Raw genomic sequence first — 14,703 nt, 5'->3', positions numbered from 1 at the left:
GCAACGTATTGTCACGGCCCATGGATAACTGGATAGCGTTGGTCAAAGCCAACATGAAAGACCGCAAGGTCACGCAGGATGAACTGGCCGAACGCTTGGGCATGTCCCAGGGCGGTGTCGGCCATTGGCTCAACAAGCGCCGCGTGCCGAGCCTGGCGGATATGAACCGGGTGCTCGCTGAATTAGGCCTTGAGTACCTGGAAGTTGCGTTGGAAATCCGCGAGAAAGCCACTGACGCGCCAGCCTTGGAACACCACTACAACCCGTATTTCCGCTACCCGGTCAGCGACTGGAAAGGCGTCTGCGAAATACGTGAAGAGCGCCCGACCTACGGTGCGGCGCGTTTCGAATTGACGGATTACCACGCCCGCGGCGAAGCGTTCTGGCTGCCGGTGACGGGCGACGCCATGACGGCCCCCAGCGGCCTGAGCATTGGCGCTGGCATGATGATCCTGGTGGACCCGGCCATTGACGCCGAACCCGGCAAACTGGTGGTCGCCCAATGGGCCGATAGCACCCAGGCGACCTTTCGCCAGTTGCTGGAAGAGAGCGGCCAGCTTTACCTGGTGCCGCTCAACCCCACTTACCCCAAGCTACTGTTCAGCGACGATTGCCGAATCCTCGGCGTTGTCGTGCAAGCCACCGCGAAGTTTTAGTTCGCCGTTTCAAGCTCGACCAAGGCGCTGCCTTCGGCAACCATTTCGCCTTCCAGGCAGAACAGTGCCTTGACCACCCCGGCCTGGGGCGCGCGGATGCTGTGCTCCATCTTCATCGCCTCAAGCACCACCAACTGCGCACCGGCTTCGACCGCCTGGCCGACTTCCACCAGCACCCGCACGATGCTGCCGTTCATCGGCGCCGTGAGGCCACCCTGATGGGATTGGTTGGCCTCGACCGCTGCAATTGGATCGAACAGGCTCACCGCCAGCATTTCGCCGTCCCAACGCAGGTACACGCTAGCTGCGCCGCGCACCGCCAGATGTGTGCGACGCACGCCGTCGTGTTCGATCACCAACTGCTCGCCTTGCAGTTGCGCGGCGGCGCCTTTCAACGTCACCAGCCGATCCTGCCCCGCGCAGCTCAAATGCAGCGATACGTCGGCAGGCAGCCCCGCGCGAAAACCCCGCGTGTCCGCCCACGGCCCACTGCCGGGCGGCAAACTCTGCATAAACGCAGCGCCCGCCGCCTGCCAGAACTCATCGCTCAATTCCCCCGGCACCGGCAACAGCTCCTCCTGATAGCGCGGGATAAACCCGGTGTCCAGTTCAGCCGCCGCAAAGGCCGGATGGCCGATGATGCGCCGCAAAAAGCCCAGGTTGGTCTTGAGCCCGCCGACGGCAAACTCATCGAGCATGCTCAACAACCGCAGGCGCGCCTGTTCACGGTCTTCGCCCCAGGCAATCAACTTGCCGAGCATTGGGTCGTAGAACGGCGAAACGTCGTCGCCTTGCTCTACGCCGCTGTCCACACGACGGCCCGGGCCCGGCGCAGATTCGCGGTACAGCGCCAGATGCCCGGTGGCCGGCAGGAAATCATTGGCCGGGTCTTCGGCATACAAGCGCACTTCAATGGCATGACCGATCAGTGGCACCTGTTCTTGCGTTATCGGCAGCGGCTCGCCTTGGGCGACACGGATCTGCCAGGCGACCAGGTCGAGCCCGGTAATCGCCTCGGTCACTGGATGCTCCACCTGCAGCCGCGTGTTCATCTCCATAAAGAAAAACTCGCCGCGCGCGTCCAGCAAGAACTCCACTGTGCCCGCGCCGACATAACCGATGGCCTGGGCCGCGCGCACCGCGGCTTCGCCCATGGCTTTGCGCTGTTCAACACTTAGGCCGGGCGCCGGTGCTTCTTCCACGACTTTTTGATGACGACGCTGAATCGAGCAATCGCGCTCATTCAGGTACAAGCAGTGGCCGTGCTGGTCGGCAAACACCTGGATTTCCACATGGCGCGGTTTGAGCAGGTATTTCTCCACCAGCATCTGTTCGTTGCCGAAGGACGACAGGGCTTCACGCTGGGCCGACGCCAAGGCTTCGGCCAGTTGGCTGACGTCCTCGACCACTTTCATGCCCTTGCCACCACCGCCGGCCGTGGCCTTAAGCAGCACTGGGTAGCCGATACGCTCGCAGGCGGCGCGGAAGGTTTCCAGGTCCTGGGCTTCGCCGTGATAACCCGGCACCAGCGGAACACCGGCTTTTTCCATCAACGACTTGGCCGCCGATTTGCTGCCCATGGCATCGATGGCCGAGGCGGGTGGGCCGAGGAAAATCAAACCGGCCGCTTCAATCGCGCCTGCAAAGCCGGCGTTTTCCGACAAAAAACCATACCCCGGATGGATCGCCTGAGCGCCGCTGGCCTGGGCGGCGGCAATCAGCTTGTCGATCTGCAGGTAGCTCTCGGAGGCTTTGCTGCCACCCAGGTCGACACGGATATCCGCCTCGCGGCTGTGGCGCGCATCGCGGTCGATGGCGCTGTGCACGGCCACGGTGGTCAGGCCCATGGCCTTGGCGGTGCGCATCACGCGGCAGGCGATTTCGCCGCGGTTGGCCACCAGTACGGTGGTCAGTGTGCTCATGAACGCGGCTCCTGCGATTGCCAGCTGGGCGGGCGTTTTTGCAGGAAGGCGCGCAGGCCTTCCTGGCCCTCGGCGCTGACGCGAATCCGCGCGATGGCGTTTTCGCAATAGCGGCGCAGGGCCGGGGTGAGGGCGCCGTTGCCCACTTCACGCAGCAGGTCCTTGCTGGCGCGCATCGCCGCCGGGCTGTTGAGCAGCAGGTTGGCGATCCAGTGTTCGACCTGTTGGTCCAGTTCGCCGGCCGGGTAACTTTCCGCCAGCAGGCCGATGTCCCGCGCACGTTGGCCGCCAAAGCGTTCGGCGGTCAGCGCATAACGCCGCGCGGCGCGCTCGCCGATCGCCTGCACCACGAACGGGCTGATCACCGCCGGTGCCAGGCCAATGCGCACTTCCGACAGACAGAACTGCGCGTCATCCGCGCCAATCGCCATGTCACAGCAACTGATCAAACCCAACGCGCCACCGTAGGCGGCGCCTTGCACCACCGCCAGGGTCGGGATTTTCAGCTTGGCCAGGTTGTACATCAGCTCCGCCAGCTCGCGGGCGTCGTCCAGGTTGGTGTGGTAGTCCAGCTCGGCGGATTGCTGCATCCACGCCAGGTCAGCACCGGCGCTGAAGTGTTTGCCGCGTGCGCGCAACACCAGAAAACGTAGAGACGGATCGCCCTGCACGTGGTCGAGGGCGATGATCAGTTCGCGGATCATCTCGGCGTTGAACGCGTTGTTCTTGGCTTCACGACTGAGCCACAGCGTGGCAAAGCCACGGCTGTCGGTGATCAGTTCGAGGGTGTTGAAATCGCTCATGGGGTACGGCTCCATTTACATGCGGAACACGCCGAAGCGGCTCGGCTCGATGGGGGCATTCAACGCGGCGGACAAGGCCAGGGCCAGCACGTCACGGGTCTGCTGCGGGTCGATGACACCGTCATCCCACAAGCGTGCGCTGGAGTAGTAGGGGTGGCCCTGGGTTTCATACTGGTCGAGGATCGGCTGCTTGATCGCGGTTTCTTCCTCGGCGCTGAAGTGTGCGCCGGCACGTTCGGCCTGCTCACGCTTGACCTGCACCAGCACGCCGGCCGCCTGTTCGGCGCCCATCACGCCGATGCGCGCGTTCGGCCACATCCACAAAAAGCGCGGGTCGTAGGCGCGGCCGCACATGCCGTAGTTACCGGCTCCAAAACTGCCACCAATGATCACCGTGAATTTCGGTACCTTGGCGCAGGCCACGGCGGTCACCAGCTTGGCGCCGTGCTTGGCGATGCCGCCGGCTTCGTACTTCTGGCCGACCATAAAGCCGGTGATGTTTTGCAGGAACAGCAGGGGAATCCCGCGCTGGCAGGCCAGCTCGATAAAGTGCGCGCCTTTTTGCGCGGCTTCGGCGAACAGAATGCCGTTGTTGCCCAGGATCGCAATCGGGTAGCCGTGCAAGTGCGCAAAACCACACACCAGCGTGGTCCCAAACAGCGCCTTGAACTCATCAAACACCGAGCCGTCGACCAGCCGTGCGATCACTTCACGCACATCGAATGGCTGCTTGGCGTCGGCCGGGATCACCCCGTAAAGCTCTTCGCTGCTGTACAGCGGCGCTACCGGTGTGCGTTGCAGCAGCTCGCCTTGCTTGCGCCAGTTGAGGTTGGCCACGCTGCGTCGGGCCAGGGCCAGGGCATGTTCGTCGCTGTCGGCATAGTGGTCGGCCACGCCGGAGATCTTGCAGTGCACATCGGCGCCGCCCAGGTCTTCGGCGCTGACCACTTCGCCGGTCGCCGCTTTCACCAGCGGGGGGCCTGCGAGAAAGATCGTGGCCTGGTTGCGCACCATGATCGCCTCGTCGGCCATGGCCGGCACATACGCGCCACCTGCGGTGCACGAGCCCATCACTACGGCGATCTGCGGGATGCCTTGGGCGCTCATGTTGGCCTGGTTGAAGAAGATCCGCCCGAAGTGCTCACGGTCAGGAAACACTTCGTCCTGACGCGGCAAGTTGGCGCCACCGGAGTCGACCAGATAGATGCACGGCAAGCGGTTCTGCTCGGCGATGGTCTGCGCGCGCAGGTGTTTTTTCACCGTGAGCGGGTAGTACGAGCCGCCTTTAACTGTGGCGTCGTTGGCGACAATCATGCATTCGACGCCTTCCACGCGGCCGATCCCGGCGATCACTCCGGCAGCGGGTACATCTTCGCCATACACCTGATACGCGGCCAATTGGCTGAGTTCGAGGAATGGCGAGCCGGGGTCGAGCAGGCGATTGATTCGCTCGCGAGGCAGCAGTTTGCCGCGTGACGTGTGGCGTTCCTGAGCCTTGGCGCCGCCGCCTTGCTGCACGTGGGCGAGCAGGGTGTGCAGGGCGTCGACCTGTAGGCGCATCGCCGCGCTGTTGTCGGCAAATTCTGCCGAGCGCGGGTTGAGCTGGGTGTGCAAGGTGGCCATGGGCGCGCTCCTTCAGCGGGTTTCGTTGAAGAGTTCGCGACCGATCAGCATCCGCCGAATCTCACTGGTGCCGGCGCCGATTTCATACAGCTTGGCGTCACGCAGCAGGCGGCCGGCGGGGAATTCGTTGATGTAGCCGTTGCCGCCCAGAATCTGGATCGCGTCGAGGGCCATTTGCGTGGCGCGCTCGGAACTGAACAGGATCACCCCAGCCGCATCCTTGCGTGTGGTCTCACCGCGCTCGCACGCCTGGGCCACTGCGTAGAGGTAGGCGCGGCAGGCGTTGAGTTGGGTGTACATGTCGGCGACTTTGCCCTGGATCAGCTGGAATTCGCCGATGCTCTGGCCGAACTGCTTACGGTCGTGGATGTACGGCACGATCAGGTCCATGCACGCCTGCATGATGCCGATCGGGCCGCCGGCCAGCACCACGCGTTCGTAGTCCAGGCCGCTCATCAGCACTTTCACGCCGCCATTCAGCGCGCCGAGGATGTTTGCTTCGGGCACTTCAACGTCATCGAAAAACAGCTCGCAGGTGTTGGAGCCGCGCATGCCGAGCTTGTCGAACTTGGTGCTGCGGCTGAAACCTTTCCAATCGCGCTCGACGATAAACGCGGTGATGCCGTGAGGGCCTTTTTCCAGGTCGGTCTTGGCGTAGATCACGTAGGTGTTGGCGTCGGGGCCGTTGGTGATCCAGGTCTTGCTGCCATTGAGCACGTAGTGGTCGCCGCGTTTGTCGGCGCGCAATTTCATTGAGACCACGTCGGAGCCGGCATTCGGCTCGCTCATGGCGAGGGCGCCGATGTGTTCGCCGCTGATCAGCTTGGGCAGGTATTTGAGCTTCTGTTCGTGGCTGCCGTTGCGGTTGATCTGGTTGACGCACAGGTTGGAGTGGGCGCCATAAGACAAGCCTACCGAGGCCGACCCTCGGCTGATTTCTTCGAGAGCCACTACGTGGGCCAAGTAACCCAGGCCAGCGCCGCCGTACTCTTCCGGCACCGTAATGCCCAGCAAACCCATGTCACCGAACTTTTGCCACATATCGGCGGGGAACAGGTTGTCGCTGTCGATCTGGGCTGCGCGCGGGGCAATTTCCTTGGCCACGAAGGACTGCACCTGGTCGCGCAGCATGTCGATGGTTTCACCGAGGGCGAAGTTCAGGGACGGGTAACTCATGGACAGGCACCTTAATGTGAGCTTTGTTGTTGTGTGGGGAGCGCGCCAGGGAAGGGCGCTCACCTTTACGTTAACGTAAGCTTGCGTTACGGCGCTGTCAATCGTAGTTTACGTTTACGTCAACCTACAAAAAAGACAACAGGGGTCGTTATGGATCAACCGAATCAGAGCTACAGCCGTGGCGCTCAGGACAAGACCTTGCTGGCGATGACCATTGGCCAGGCCTTCGATCACACCGTTGCGCAACATGCCGATGGCGAAGCCTTGGTGGTACGCCATCAGCAATGTCGCTACACCTGGCGGCAACTGGCCGCGACGGTTGATTTGCACGCCCGTGCGTTCCTGGCCCTGGGCATGCAAACCGGCGACCGCCTGGGCATCTGGGCGCCCAATTGCGCCGAGTGGTGCATCAGCCAGATCGCCAGCGCCAAGCTCGGCGTGATCCTGGTCAATATCAACCCGGCCTACCGCACCAGTGAATTGGACTACGTGCTCAAGCAATCCGGCTGCCAATGGCTGGTGTGCGCCGGGTCGTTCAAGGGCTCCGATTACCACGCCATGTTGCAGGAGCTGAACCCCGACCTGCGCGCCATGATCAGCCTCGACCCCAGCCCGCCCACGGGATTTTTGCCCTGGTCGCAGCTGGTGGCCCTCGGCGCTGGCGTCCCGCCCGAACAACTGCACAGCCGCCAGGCCAGCCTGCACTTCGATCAAGCCGTCAACATCCAGTACACCTCCGGCACCACCGGCTTCCCCAAGGGCGCCACCCTCAGTCACCACAACATCCTCAATAACGGCTACATGGTCGGCGAAAGCCTGGGCCTCACCGCGCAGGACCGCCTGGTGATCCCGGTGCCGCTGTATCACTGCTTCGGCATGGTCATGGGCAACCTCGGCTGCATCACCCACGGCACCACCATGATTTACCCCAATGACGGCTTCGACCCGCTGCTGACCTTAAGCGCCGTCGCCGAAGAGCGCGCCACCGGGCTGTACGGTGTGCCGACCATGTTTATCGCCCTGCTCGATCACCCGCGCCGAGGTGAATTCGACCTGGCGACCTTGCGCACCGGCATCATGGCCGGCGCCACGTGCCCCATCGAAGTGATGCGCCGCGTCATCAGCGAGCTGCACATGGGCGAGGTGCAGATTGCCTACGGCATGACCGAAACCAGCCCGGTGTCACTGCAGACCGGCGCGAATGACGACTTGGAACGCCGCGTCACCACCGTCGGTCGCACCCAGCCGCAGTTGGAAAACAAGATCATCGACACCGATGGCAATACGGTTGCGCGTGGTGAAATAGGCGAGCTGTGCACCCGTGGCTACAGCGTGATGCTCGGCTACTGGAACAACCCCGAAGGCACCCGCGACGCCATCGACGACGCCGGCTGGATGCACACCGGTGACCTGGCGACCATGGATGAGCACGGCTACGTGTGCATCGCCGGGCGCAACAAAGACATGATTATTCGCGGCGGCGAAAACGTGTACCCGCGTGAGCTGGAGGAGTTCTTCTTCACCCACCCGGCGGTGGCCGATGTGCAGATCATCGGTATTCCGGATACGCGTTACGGTGAAGAGATCGTCGCTTGGGTCAAGTTCCATCCCGGCCATGTGGCCAACGAACTGGAGCTGCAAACCTGGTGCAAGGGCCGCATTGCGCACTTCAAGACGCCCAAGTATTTCAAGTTCGTGGACGAGTTTCCGATGACGGTAACCGGCAAGGTCCAGAAGTTTCGCATGCGTGAGATCAGTATCGAAGACTACAGCCCTCACCGTTCCTGATGAATTGTCAGCCTTGGCCCGCTTATTTCCGGCAGGGCTGACGGTCTTTATATACCCCTTCGCTGGCGCTCGAATGTCACATATTGACCGTTCAAACGGTTAATTAGAGTTCGCCACATGGCATGCCTTGAACAAAATGAAAGTACTCCAATAAACGCGGCACTCAGTGTGCATAGCGTCGTCGTACAGGCGCGGCTGCCAGCCTGGTATGGCGCTGCGGCATCCAAGCGAAAGAAGGAATTGCATGAGTGGGCGTTAAGCCTTCCGGATTGGTATAAAAAAATATCCCCGGACAACCGGCTGCGTATGGAAGCCGCCCATCAACGCAGCAGCGATGCGCTGAATAAGCTGGATAAGGTTTTAAAGGATCTAAAAGGCGCCATCGAATTTGCCGAACCGTTGCTGCTGACCGCCATGTGCAAAAAGTTCGGGAAAGTGGTGGATGTAAAGCGCGTGTTTTTTGCGCGTAAGGAGTTCATGCCACGTGATCGGTCAAAGGTCTTTGGCCTGGAAGCCAGCGGGTACTGTTACTACAAAGGTGTGAGCCTGGTTGAGGCAGCGCTGCAGAACTTTTCAGCGGATGAAGCCGTTGAAGCAGAAGATACGTCCTCGCGCGTTATTACGCGGTACGACTTTCATCGGCAGCCCGCACCGTCAACGTTCAATGAGGCTGAGGTGCTGGCGCGCAAGGAGCCTCTGAGCGCTCATGAGTTTGCCGGCTTGTGCCGGGAACTGGACCTGGGCGCGCTGTATCTGGCGCATGTAACGTCCATTGTGAACCCTCCGGACAAGGGTGGGGTTGCTGAAGGCAGTGCGGCCGCCAGAGTGCGTAGCGCGATTACGGCGTCAACCCGAGAGCAGCTGTTATTCGCGGCTGAAGTAGCGCTGGAAGTTGAAGCTATCAAACAGGACACTTATTCGGCACTGGGTGAATTAGCCTTTTGGAAGGCGGGCGTCAAGTGGCGGGATGAGCCTGTACAGTTCACTGCGCTGAAATTGCTCCATGTTGAGCTCACTCAGATTATCGTTATTGGGCCTGTGAGTTTCAGCTATGTACGCGGCGTAAAGGTTTTCAACAAAGGGCCGTGTGTCGTCTATATCCCCGGTGATCCGGTGTGTATGTTGAAAGAGTACGCAGGGCTTGGCGCGTTTCAGACCGACCTGGTTGAAAGGCTGTGCTCGGCCCAATATCGACGATTCTTCAGCCAGCATGTGCCGTATGAGCAACAAACAGGCTTTTTTAAAACGCTCAAACATCACCTTGATCCCGGCAATGCCTATGCCGAGGACGCAGACTTCGACCCGCACAAGAAAAACATCAACACATGGTCAACCGGTTATGGCGAGGCGTTGCCACAGACATGGACCGACCACTCTCGGCAAAAAGTCGAGTTAATCCTCAGCAATGCTCAAGCCATGGCCACCTCCACTGCCAAGGCCGACGACAACGCGCATAACGCATGGCTGATGTCGTTGGCCAGCATTGCGTTGACGGTCCTCAATGTTGCCTCATTCGTGGTGCCGCAACTGGCACCTGTGATGCTGATGATTGGCGCAGTGCAAATGCTCTATGAGATCGCCACCGGCGTAGAAGCCTGGGAAGAGGGCGACATGAAAGAAGCGTGGGCGCACGTTTCGGCCGTGGCGTTTAATGTGACGACAACCGCTCTGGGCGCCAAGCTGTTGCCGTTGGCGCAGACGCCGTTTGTTGATGCGCTGGCGCATGTGCGTTGCCCTGACGCCAATGTGCGTTTGTCTGCGCCTGGGCTCAACCCTTACCTGCGCCAGGTCGACTTGCCCGAGACCTCGGCGGCCAATGCCAATGGCTTGTTTGAACATGAGGGTGGTTTATACCTGCCGGACAAAGACGGGCACTATTTGGTCGAGGCGCTGGGTACCGGTAACACTTATAAAATCCTGCACCCGCATAGCCCATCAGCCTACTCGCCGCAGGTACGCCGTACCGAAGGCGGGGCCTGGATACATGAGCATGAACACCCATTGCAGTGGGCCGCTCCGCAGCTGATGCAGCGCCTGGGGTCAGGGACGAAGACGTTTGCAGGCGACCCCGATAAGCTCGAGCGCATTTGCGAAATTGCAGCGGCGGACAGCAGCGTGTTGCGCAAGATGTACGTCGACCAGGCGCCTGTCCCCGGGCTATTGGCAGATACCCTCAAGCGTTTTGAGATTGACGAGACCCTCGCGGGCGAAACGCCGGCAGTGAAAGCTTCATCACTGGCGGGGCATCAGGCCGATCTTTTTGCGCAACGTTATGCGGCCGCTGAAAGCGAAAGCGCTGAGGCGCTGAAGTTACTCAAGCGCGCGTTTGTGTCGCTGCCCGACAGCATCGCACGCGAGCTGCTGAGCCATGCCAGTGAAGCCGAAATGCAGATGATCGAGCAGCACCAACGTGTGCCGTTTCGTTTGGGCGAAGAGGCTCGCTATTACCAGCAAGAGGTGCGCCTGGCGCGGGCGTATGAAGGGCTCTATCGCAAAACCCTGGGCAATAACGACACGCAACGAATGGTCTTGCACAGCCTGAATAAACTGGAGGGGTGGCCCACAGACCTGCGCATTGATGTGGTTGAGAAGGGCGCCGGCGGCAAGGAGCGCCTCCTGGACTCGCTGGGGCCGCAGGACGCAACAGTGACGCGGCGCCTGATCAAGTTTGGCTCGGCGAACCTCTATGAAGTGCAGGATGACCGGTTCGGCGTATTGACCGGGCAAGCGGATATCTATGGCGCGGTGCACGCCGCCATTTCGCCCGAGAATCGGGTGAGCCTGAAATTGACCGCGAATGATCGCGGGGCGAGCCTCAAACAAGCGCTTGAAAAACAGCCGTTGATGCCCCGTGGCGAATTACGCAACCTGTTGAAGATGCAGCCGATCAAGCCGGGTTACAAACCGCCGATGCGCCTGGCCGACGGGCGTATCGGTTACCTGTTGAGCCCATTGCCAAGCACCGTCAAACGCGCGTTCGCCTGTGAAATGAAAGCGGCGATACTCTATCCATCCAAGTCCATGGCAGAGGTCGAGGCGTTTCTTGGCCTTCAAGGCCTCGCTGACGCCGAGGTTCTGGCCAGGTTGACTGAACTTGAAGGCGAGCTTGAGCAGCTTAAAGCAACGCTGCACACCTGGGAGCAAGAGGGGCGACCGGATGGCTACGGCCGGTCCAGGGCACGCGTCTCCCATACCATTCGTGACGCTTGGCAGCGTTCTTTAACGCAAGCGTTGGCGGGTGATCGAACGCCCATCGGGCACATCCTCGATTTGTCGGACGAAGTCATCGGCGAACTGCCGACATTAACGGCGAATATGAGCCATGTAGGGTGCTTGCGGCTGAATCGAATGGCGCTGACCAACGAATCCCTGGGGTTCCTCAGAGCCTTTGGTGGCCTGCGCTGGCTGAGCATGAGAAACAATAACCTCACTCAGTTACCGGAGTTTGCGAATAACGGCATCGGTTTGACCAAGCTGTACCTGAACGGCAATGACATCCGGCTGACCGCGCTCACAAAGGCACGCCTGGAGGGGATGCAAGGCTTGAAGATCCTCGATCTGGCCTACAACCGTCAATTGGGCTGGACGGCCAATCTCGAAGGCATGTGGAGCCTCAACCAGCTCAATTTAAGGCATACCGGAACCACAACATTCCCCGCTGGCGCCGGCCAGTTAGCCAACCTTGCGAGAATTGATCTGCATTCCAACCAGCTCACCACGTTGCCTGAATACGCTTATCAGCGCATCGAACGAATTAATTATCATGAAAACCCGCTGTCGGCTGATACGCGCGTGCGTCTTGGGCTCGATGCCCCGGCGGATGTCCATGTTACGGTCGAGGAGGGGCGGCGCTTGTGGCTCGATGGCGCGCCGACGGCCGTGCAGGCAGTTCGCGCCAGGCTCTGGGACGATGCGCTCGCCAGCCCTGAGTCGGCGGCGTTCTTTTCGATGCTGGCCGACACCACGCGTTGCGCTGAATACCGGTCCACGACCACCCGTGCACAACTGACCGAGCGCGTGTGGGACATGCTCGAGGCGGTCAATGAATACCAGGAGATCCGCGAGCGGTTGTTCGCTGTCGCGGATGACCGATTCACCTGTGGCGATGGCAGCGTTGTTGAGTTTATGAACTCGGAACGTGAAGTGTTGGCATTGCAAACCCTGGCGTTGGCCGATGAGGCCGGCGCCGAAACCCAACTGATTACCACGGGCAGAAAACTGTTTCGTCTTGACTTGGTAGACGCTATTGCTCAACGAGATGTCGATTTGCGCGGGTCGTCGTTTCAGGAGCAGGTCGAGGTCATACTCGCTTATCGAATCAAGTTGGCGGACAGGCTAGCGTTGCCGGTCAAGTCCAGGGACATGTTATTTCCAGAAGTTGCCAGTGTGAGTCAGGGGGCGATCGATGATGCCTATGCGAGTGTGCTCAGGGATGAACGTGTCCACGCCGATGAGGAAAGCTTCTTTATTAAGCTGGGTTTTTGGGACAAGCATCTTCGCAGCCACTATGCACCGAGGCTGGAGCAGCTGATGGCCCCCGGCCTTGAACCCATCAATGAAAAAAGCACCGCGTTGTATGACGTGTCGGATCTCCAGGGTGAGGAGGATATCAAGGCGGACACGGCTGCCCAGGCGCAGTGGCTGGTTAAACGAAATGCGGCGGTTGACCGCCTGGCCACGCTGCTCGGCAAGCAACGCGATGACATACTGGTGGATGATGCGATGCAGAGCGGTTTCTTCGAGAAACAATTGCAGGCGCTTAGCTCTGCGCGAAACGTGCAGGAGAGAATCGCACTCAAGGCATTGACGCGTCAGGTGCTGGGCACACACGACGCAGCGCAAGTGGCTCAGGTCTGATTCCTTAAGCGTCAGAAAGCACAAAGGGGACCCGAAGGTCCCCTTTAATTTGTCGTTGCGTGCTCTTTTCTTATTATTGAGGGGCGGTCTATTGTTGTTTTTGGCAACCGTTACCCTTTACCGCTGTTTTTGGCGACCCCCATCCGGGGTCAAGAGCAAACGTATTTTTTTGAACGCTGATCTGCTTCTTCGCTATCGATCCAACCAGTGGGTAGCTACCTGAGGTAGTTTTATTTTTCTCTAACCGGTTGCGGGTTTCGGCATGCCGTACCCTGCGAAGCACATCTTCTCCAAAAAAATCTGTTAGCTGCGTCTCTGCCGTGTTGTTTTTGTTATGTCAGAGTCGTTTCGTCTTATTTTTATTAGGTTTGGCGCTTTTTATTCTTGTTATGCAATAGAGATAGCAGAAGCCGTGCCAACTTTTAAAAGTCCTTTAAAATCAATGGGTTGATTTTTTGATGGGCATTGGCACACGGCAAATCAGACAAAATATGTTCCCGTGTTACTCGTTACGTAAGCGTGCGGTAACACATTGTCACAGCGATGCTACTCAACGGGCGTTACGCGCCTTCGCGACGCGCGACCCGGTAGGTCGGCCGAGCACGTTGCTGATTTGCTGGCCCGCGTGCATCAATTGCTCCAGGTCGATACCGGTGTCGATACCCAGGCCATTGAGCAGGTACACCACATCCTCGGTGGCGACGTTACCGCTGGCGCCCTTGGCGTAAGGGCAACCGCCGAGGCCTGCGATAGAGCTGTCGAACACTTGGACCCCTTCGAGCAGGCTGGCGTAGATATTCGCAATCGCCTGGCCGTACGTGTCGTGGAAGTGCCCGGCCAGCTTGTCCCGTGGCACCTGCGCGCCGACCACTTCAAACAGCCGCCGTGTGGCGCCCGCCGTGCCGGTGCCGATGGTGTCGCCCAAGGACACCTCATAACAGCCCATGGCATACAGCTCGCGCGCGACCGCCGCGACCTGTTCGGGGGCGATGTCACCTTCGTAAGGGCAACCCAACACACACGACACATAACCACGCACGCTGATGCCATGCTGTTTGGCTGCCGCCATGATCGGCGCAAAACGCGCCAGGCTTTCGCTGATCGAGCAGTTGATATTGCGCTGGGAAAACGCCTCGGACGCCGCCGCGAACACCGCGACTTCCGTCACGCCGGCAGCCAGCGCGTCTTCAAAACCGCGCAGGTTCGGCGCCAGCGCGCCGTAGGTTACGCCGGGCTTGCGCTGGATCTGCGCAAACACCTCGGCCGACCCGGCCATTTGCGGCACCCATTTGGGCGAGACAAAACTGCCAACTTCGATATAGCTCAAGCCTGCGTCGGTCAGGGCATCCACCAACTGGACCTTGTCGGCCACGCTGATGGGCTGGGCTTCGTTCTGCAAACCGTCGCGCGGGCCTACTTCCACCAAGCGTACGTGTGAGGGGAGGGACATGAAGGCTACCTTCTGGTTAATGGCCAACCTGGCTCATGGTCTGCGCCAGGGCCTGGGTGCAGCGCTCTTCGGCGGTGTCCAGTTCCAGTTTCATCTGTTCGATATCCAGCAACTGTTGCTCAAGCTGCTCACGGCGCTCGGCGATCTTGGCGAGCATGCTGTTGAGCTGGATGTGGTTGCCGCTGGTGGGGTCGTAGAGTTCGATCAGCTCGCGGCATTCGGCCAGGGAAAACCCGATGCGCTTGCCGCGCAGGATCAGCTTGAGGCTGACCTTGTCCCGCGCCGAGTAAATGCGCTCCTGGCCCCGGCGTTCCGGGGCCAGCAGGCCTTGTTCTTCATAGAAGCGAATGGCGCGGGTGGTGATGTCGAGCTCGCGGGCGAGGTCGGAGATGCTGTAGGTCGTGCTCATGGGGGCGCTCAAGAAGGTC

The 14,703-nt window shown here is 60.3% G+C and carries 9 protein-coding genes; 3 read left to right on the top strand and 6 right to left on the bottom strand.

Going from position 1 to position 14,703, the window contains the following annotated elements; all coding sequences use genetic code 11:
- Positions 1–20: 20 nt before the first annotated feature.
- Positions 21–656 (top strand): LexA family protein, encoded by a 636-nt coding sequence (locus tag KZH41_RS19040; protein WP_242150714.1) that lies wholly within the window; start codon positions 21–23, stop codon positions 654–656.
- Here KZH41_RS19040 and KZH41_RS19035 read toward each other — a convergent pair.
- From KZH41_RS19035 to KZH41_RS19020, 4 genes are read right to left on the bottom strand one after another with little or no spacing between them, the layout of a single operon-like run.
- Positions 653–2,578: an acetyl/propionyl/methylcrotonyl-CoA carboxylase subunit alpha gene (locus KZH41_RS19035; protein WP_263273469.1), complete on the bottom strand. Its 1,926-nt coding sequence runs from the start codon at positions 2,576–2,578 to the stop codon at positions 653–655. The two genes, KZH41_RS19040 and KZH41_RS19035, sit on opposite strands and share 4 nt — an antisense overlap.
- The gene (locus KZH41_RS19030; RefSeq protein WP_263273468.1) at positions 2,575–3,381 is read right to left on the bottom strand and encodes a gamma-carboxygeranoyl-CoA hydratase; all 807 of its coding nucleotides are present in this window, start codon (positions 3,379–3,381) and stop codon (positions 2,575–2,577) included. Before KZH41_RS19030 ends, KZH41_RS19035 begins: the two co-directional genes overlap by 4 nt.
- A 15-nt stretch (positions 3,382–3,396) precedes the next feature.
- On the bottom strand, positions 3,397–5,004 hold the full coding sequence (locus KZH41_RS19025) for a carboxyl transferase domain-containing protein (RefSeq protein WP_263273467.1): 1,608 nt from the start codon (positions 5,002–5,004) through the stop codon (positions 3,397–3,399).
- A gap of 12 nt (positions 5,005–5,016) precedes the next feature.
- Positions 5,017–6,180 carry an isovaleryl-CoA dehydrogenase gene (locus KZH41_RS19020; protein ID WP_094952529.1) on the bottom strand — a complete coding sequence of 388 codons (1,164 nt, stop codon included), beginning with the start codon at positions 6,178–6,180 and terminating at the stop codon, positions 5,017–5,019.
- 150 nt (positions 6,181–6,330) lie between these two features.
- Here KZH41_RS19020 and KZH41_RS19015 point away from each other — a divergent pair, with 150 nt between their 5' ends.
- The gene (locus KZH41_RS19015; RefSeq protein ID WP_263273466.1) at positions 6,331–7,968 is read left to right on the top strand and encodes an AMP-binding protein; all 1,638 of its coding nucleotides are present in this window, start codon (positions 6,331–6,333) and stop codon (positions 7,966–7,968) included.
- Between the two features lie 117 nt (positions 7,969–8,085).
- The gene (locus KZH41_RS19010) at positions 8,086–12,825 is read left to right on the top strand and encodes an NEL-type E3 ubiquitin ligase domain-containing protein (protein WP_263273465.1); all 4,740 of its coding nucleotides are present in this window, start codon (positions 8,086–8,088) and stop codon (positions 12,823–12,825) included.
- Positions 12,826–13,375: 550 nt separating this feature from the next.
- On the opposite strand, the gene KZH41_RS19005 is transcribed toward KZH41_RS19010, so the two are convergent.
- A complete protein-coding gene (locus KZH41_RS19005; protein WP_242150705.1) occupies positions 13,376–14,275 on the bottom strand; it encodes a hydroxymethylglutaryl-CoA lyase in 900 nt (299 codons plus the stop codon).
- Between the two features lie 16 nt (positions 14,276–14,291).
- Complete coding sequence (locus tag KZH41_RS19000) at positions 14,292–14,684, bottom strand: MerR family transcriptional regulator (protein ID WP_094952532.1); 393 nt, start codon at positions 14,682–14,684, stop codon at positions 14,292–14,294.
- Positions 14,685–14,703 lie beyond the last annotated feature (19 nt).

The organism is Pseudomonas sp. YeP6b (assembly GCF_025642995.1).
GTDB lineage: Bacteria > Pseudomonadota > Gammaproteobacteria > Pseudomonadales > Pseudomonadaceae > Aquipseudomonas.
This window is presented reverse-complemented; position numbering and strand designations above follow the sequence as displayed.

Excerpts from the sequence above, each read along its gene's own strand:
- KZH41_RS19000 (WP_094952532.1), bottom strand. The coding sequence starts at position 14,684 with ATGAGCACGACCTACAGCATCTCCGACCTCGCCCGCGAGCTCGACATC.
- KZH41_RS19010 (WP_263273465.1), top strand. The coding sequence starts at position 8,086 with ATGGCATGCCTTGAACAAAATGAAAGTACTCCAATAAACGCGGCACTC.
- KZH41_RS19020 (WP_094952529.1), bottom strand. The coding sequence starts at position 6,180 with ATGAGTTACCCGTCCCTGAACTTCGCCCTCGGTGAAACCATCGACATG.
- KZH41_RS19040 (WP_242150714.1), top strand. The coding sequence starts at position 21 with ATGGATAACTGGATAGCGTTGGTCAAAGCCAACATGAAAGACCGCAAG.
- KZH41_RS19035 (WP_263273469.1), bottom strand. The coding sequence starts at position 2,578 with ATGAGCACACTGACCACCGTACTGGTGGCCAACCGCGGCGAAATCGCC.
- KZH41_RS19005 (WP_242150705.1), bottom strand. The coding sequence starts at position 14,275 with ATGTCCCTCCCCTCACACGTACGCTTGGTGGAAGTAGGCCCGCGCGAC.
- KZH41_RS19025 (WP_263273467.1), bottom strand. The coding sequence starts at position 5,004 with ATGGCCACCTTGCACACCCAGCTCAACCCGCGCTCGGCAGAATTTGCC.
- KZH41_RS19015 (WP_263273466.1), top strand. The coding sequence starts at position 6,331 with ATGGATCAACCGAATCAGAGCTACAGCCGTGGCGCTCAGGACAAGACC.
- KZH41_RS19030 (WP_263273468.1), bottom strand. The coding sequence starts at position 3,381 with ATGAGCGATTTCAACACCCTCGAACTGATCACCGACAGCCGTGGCTTT.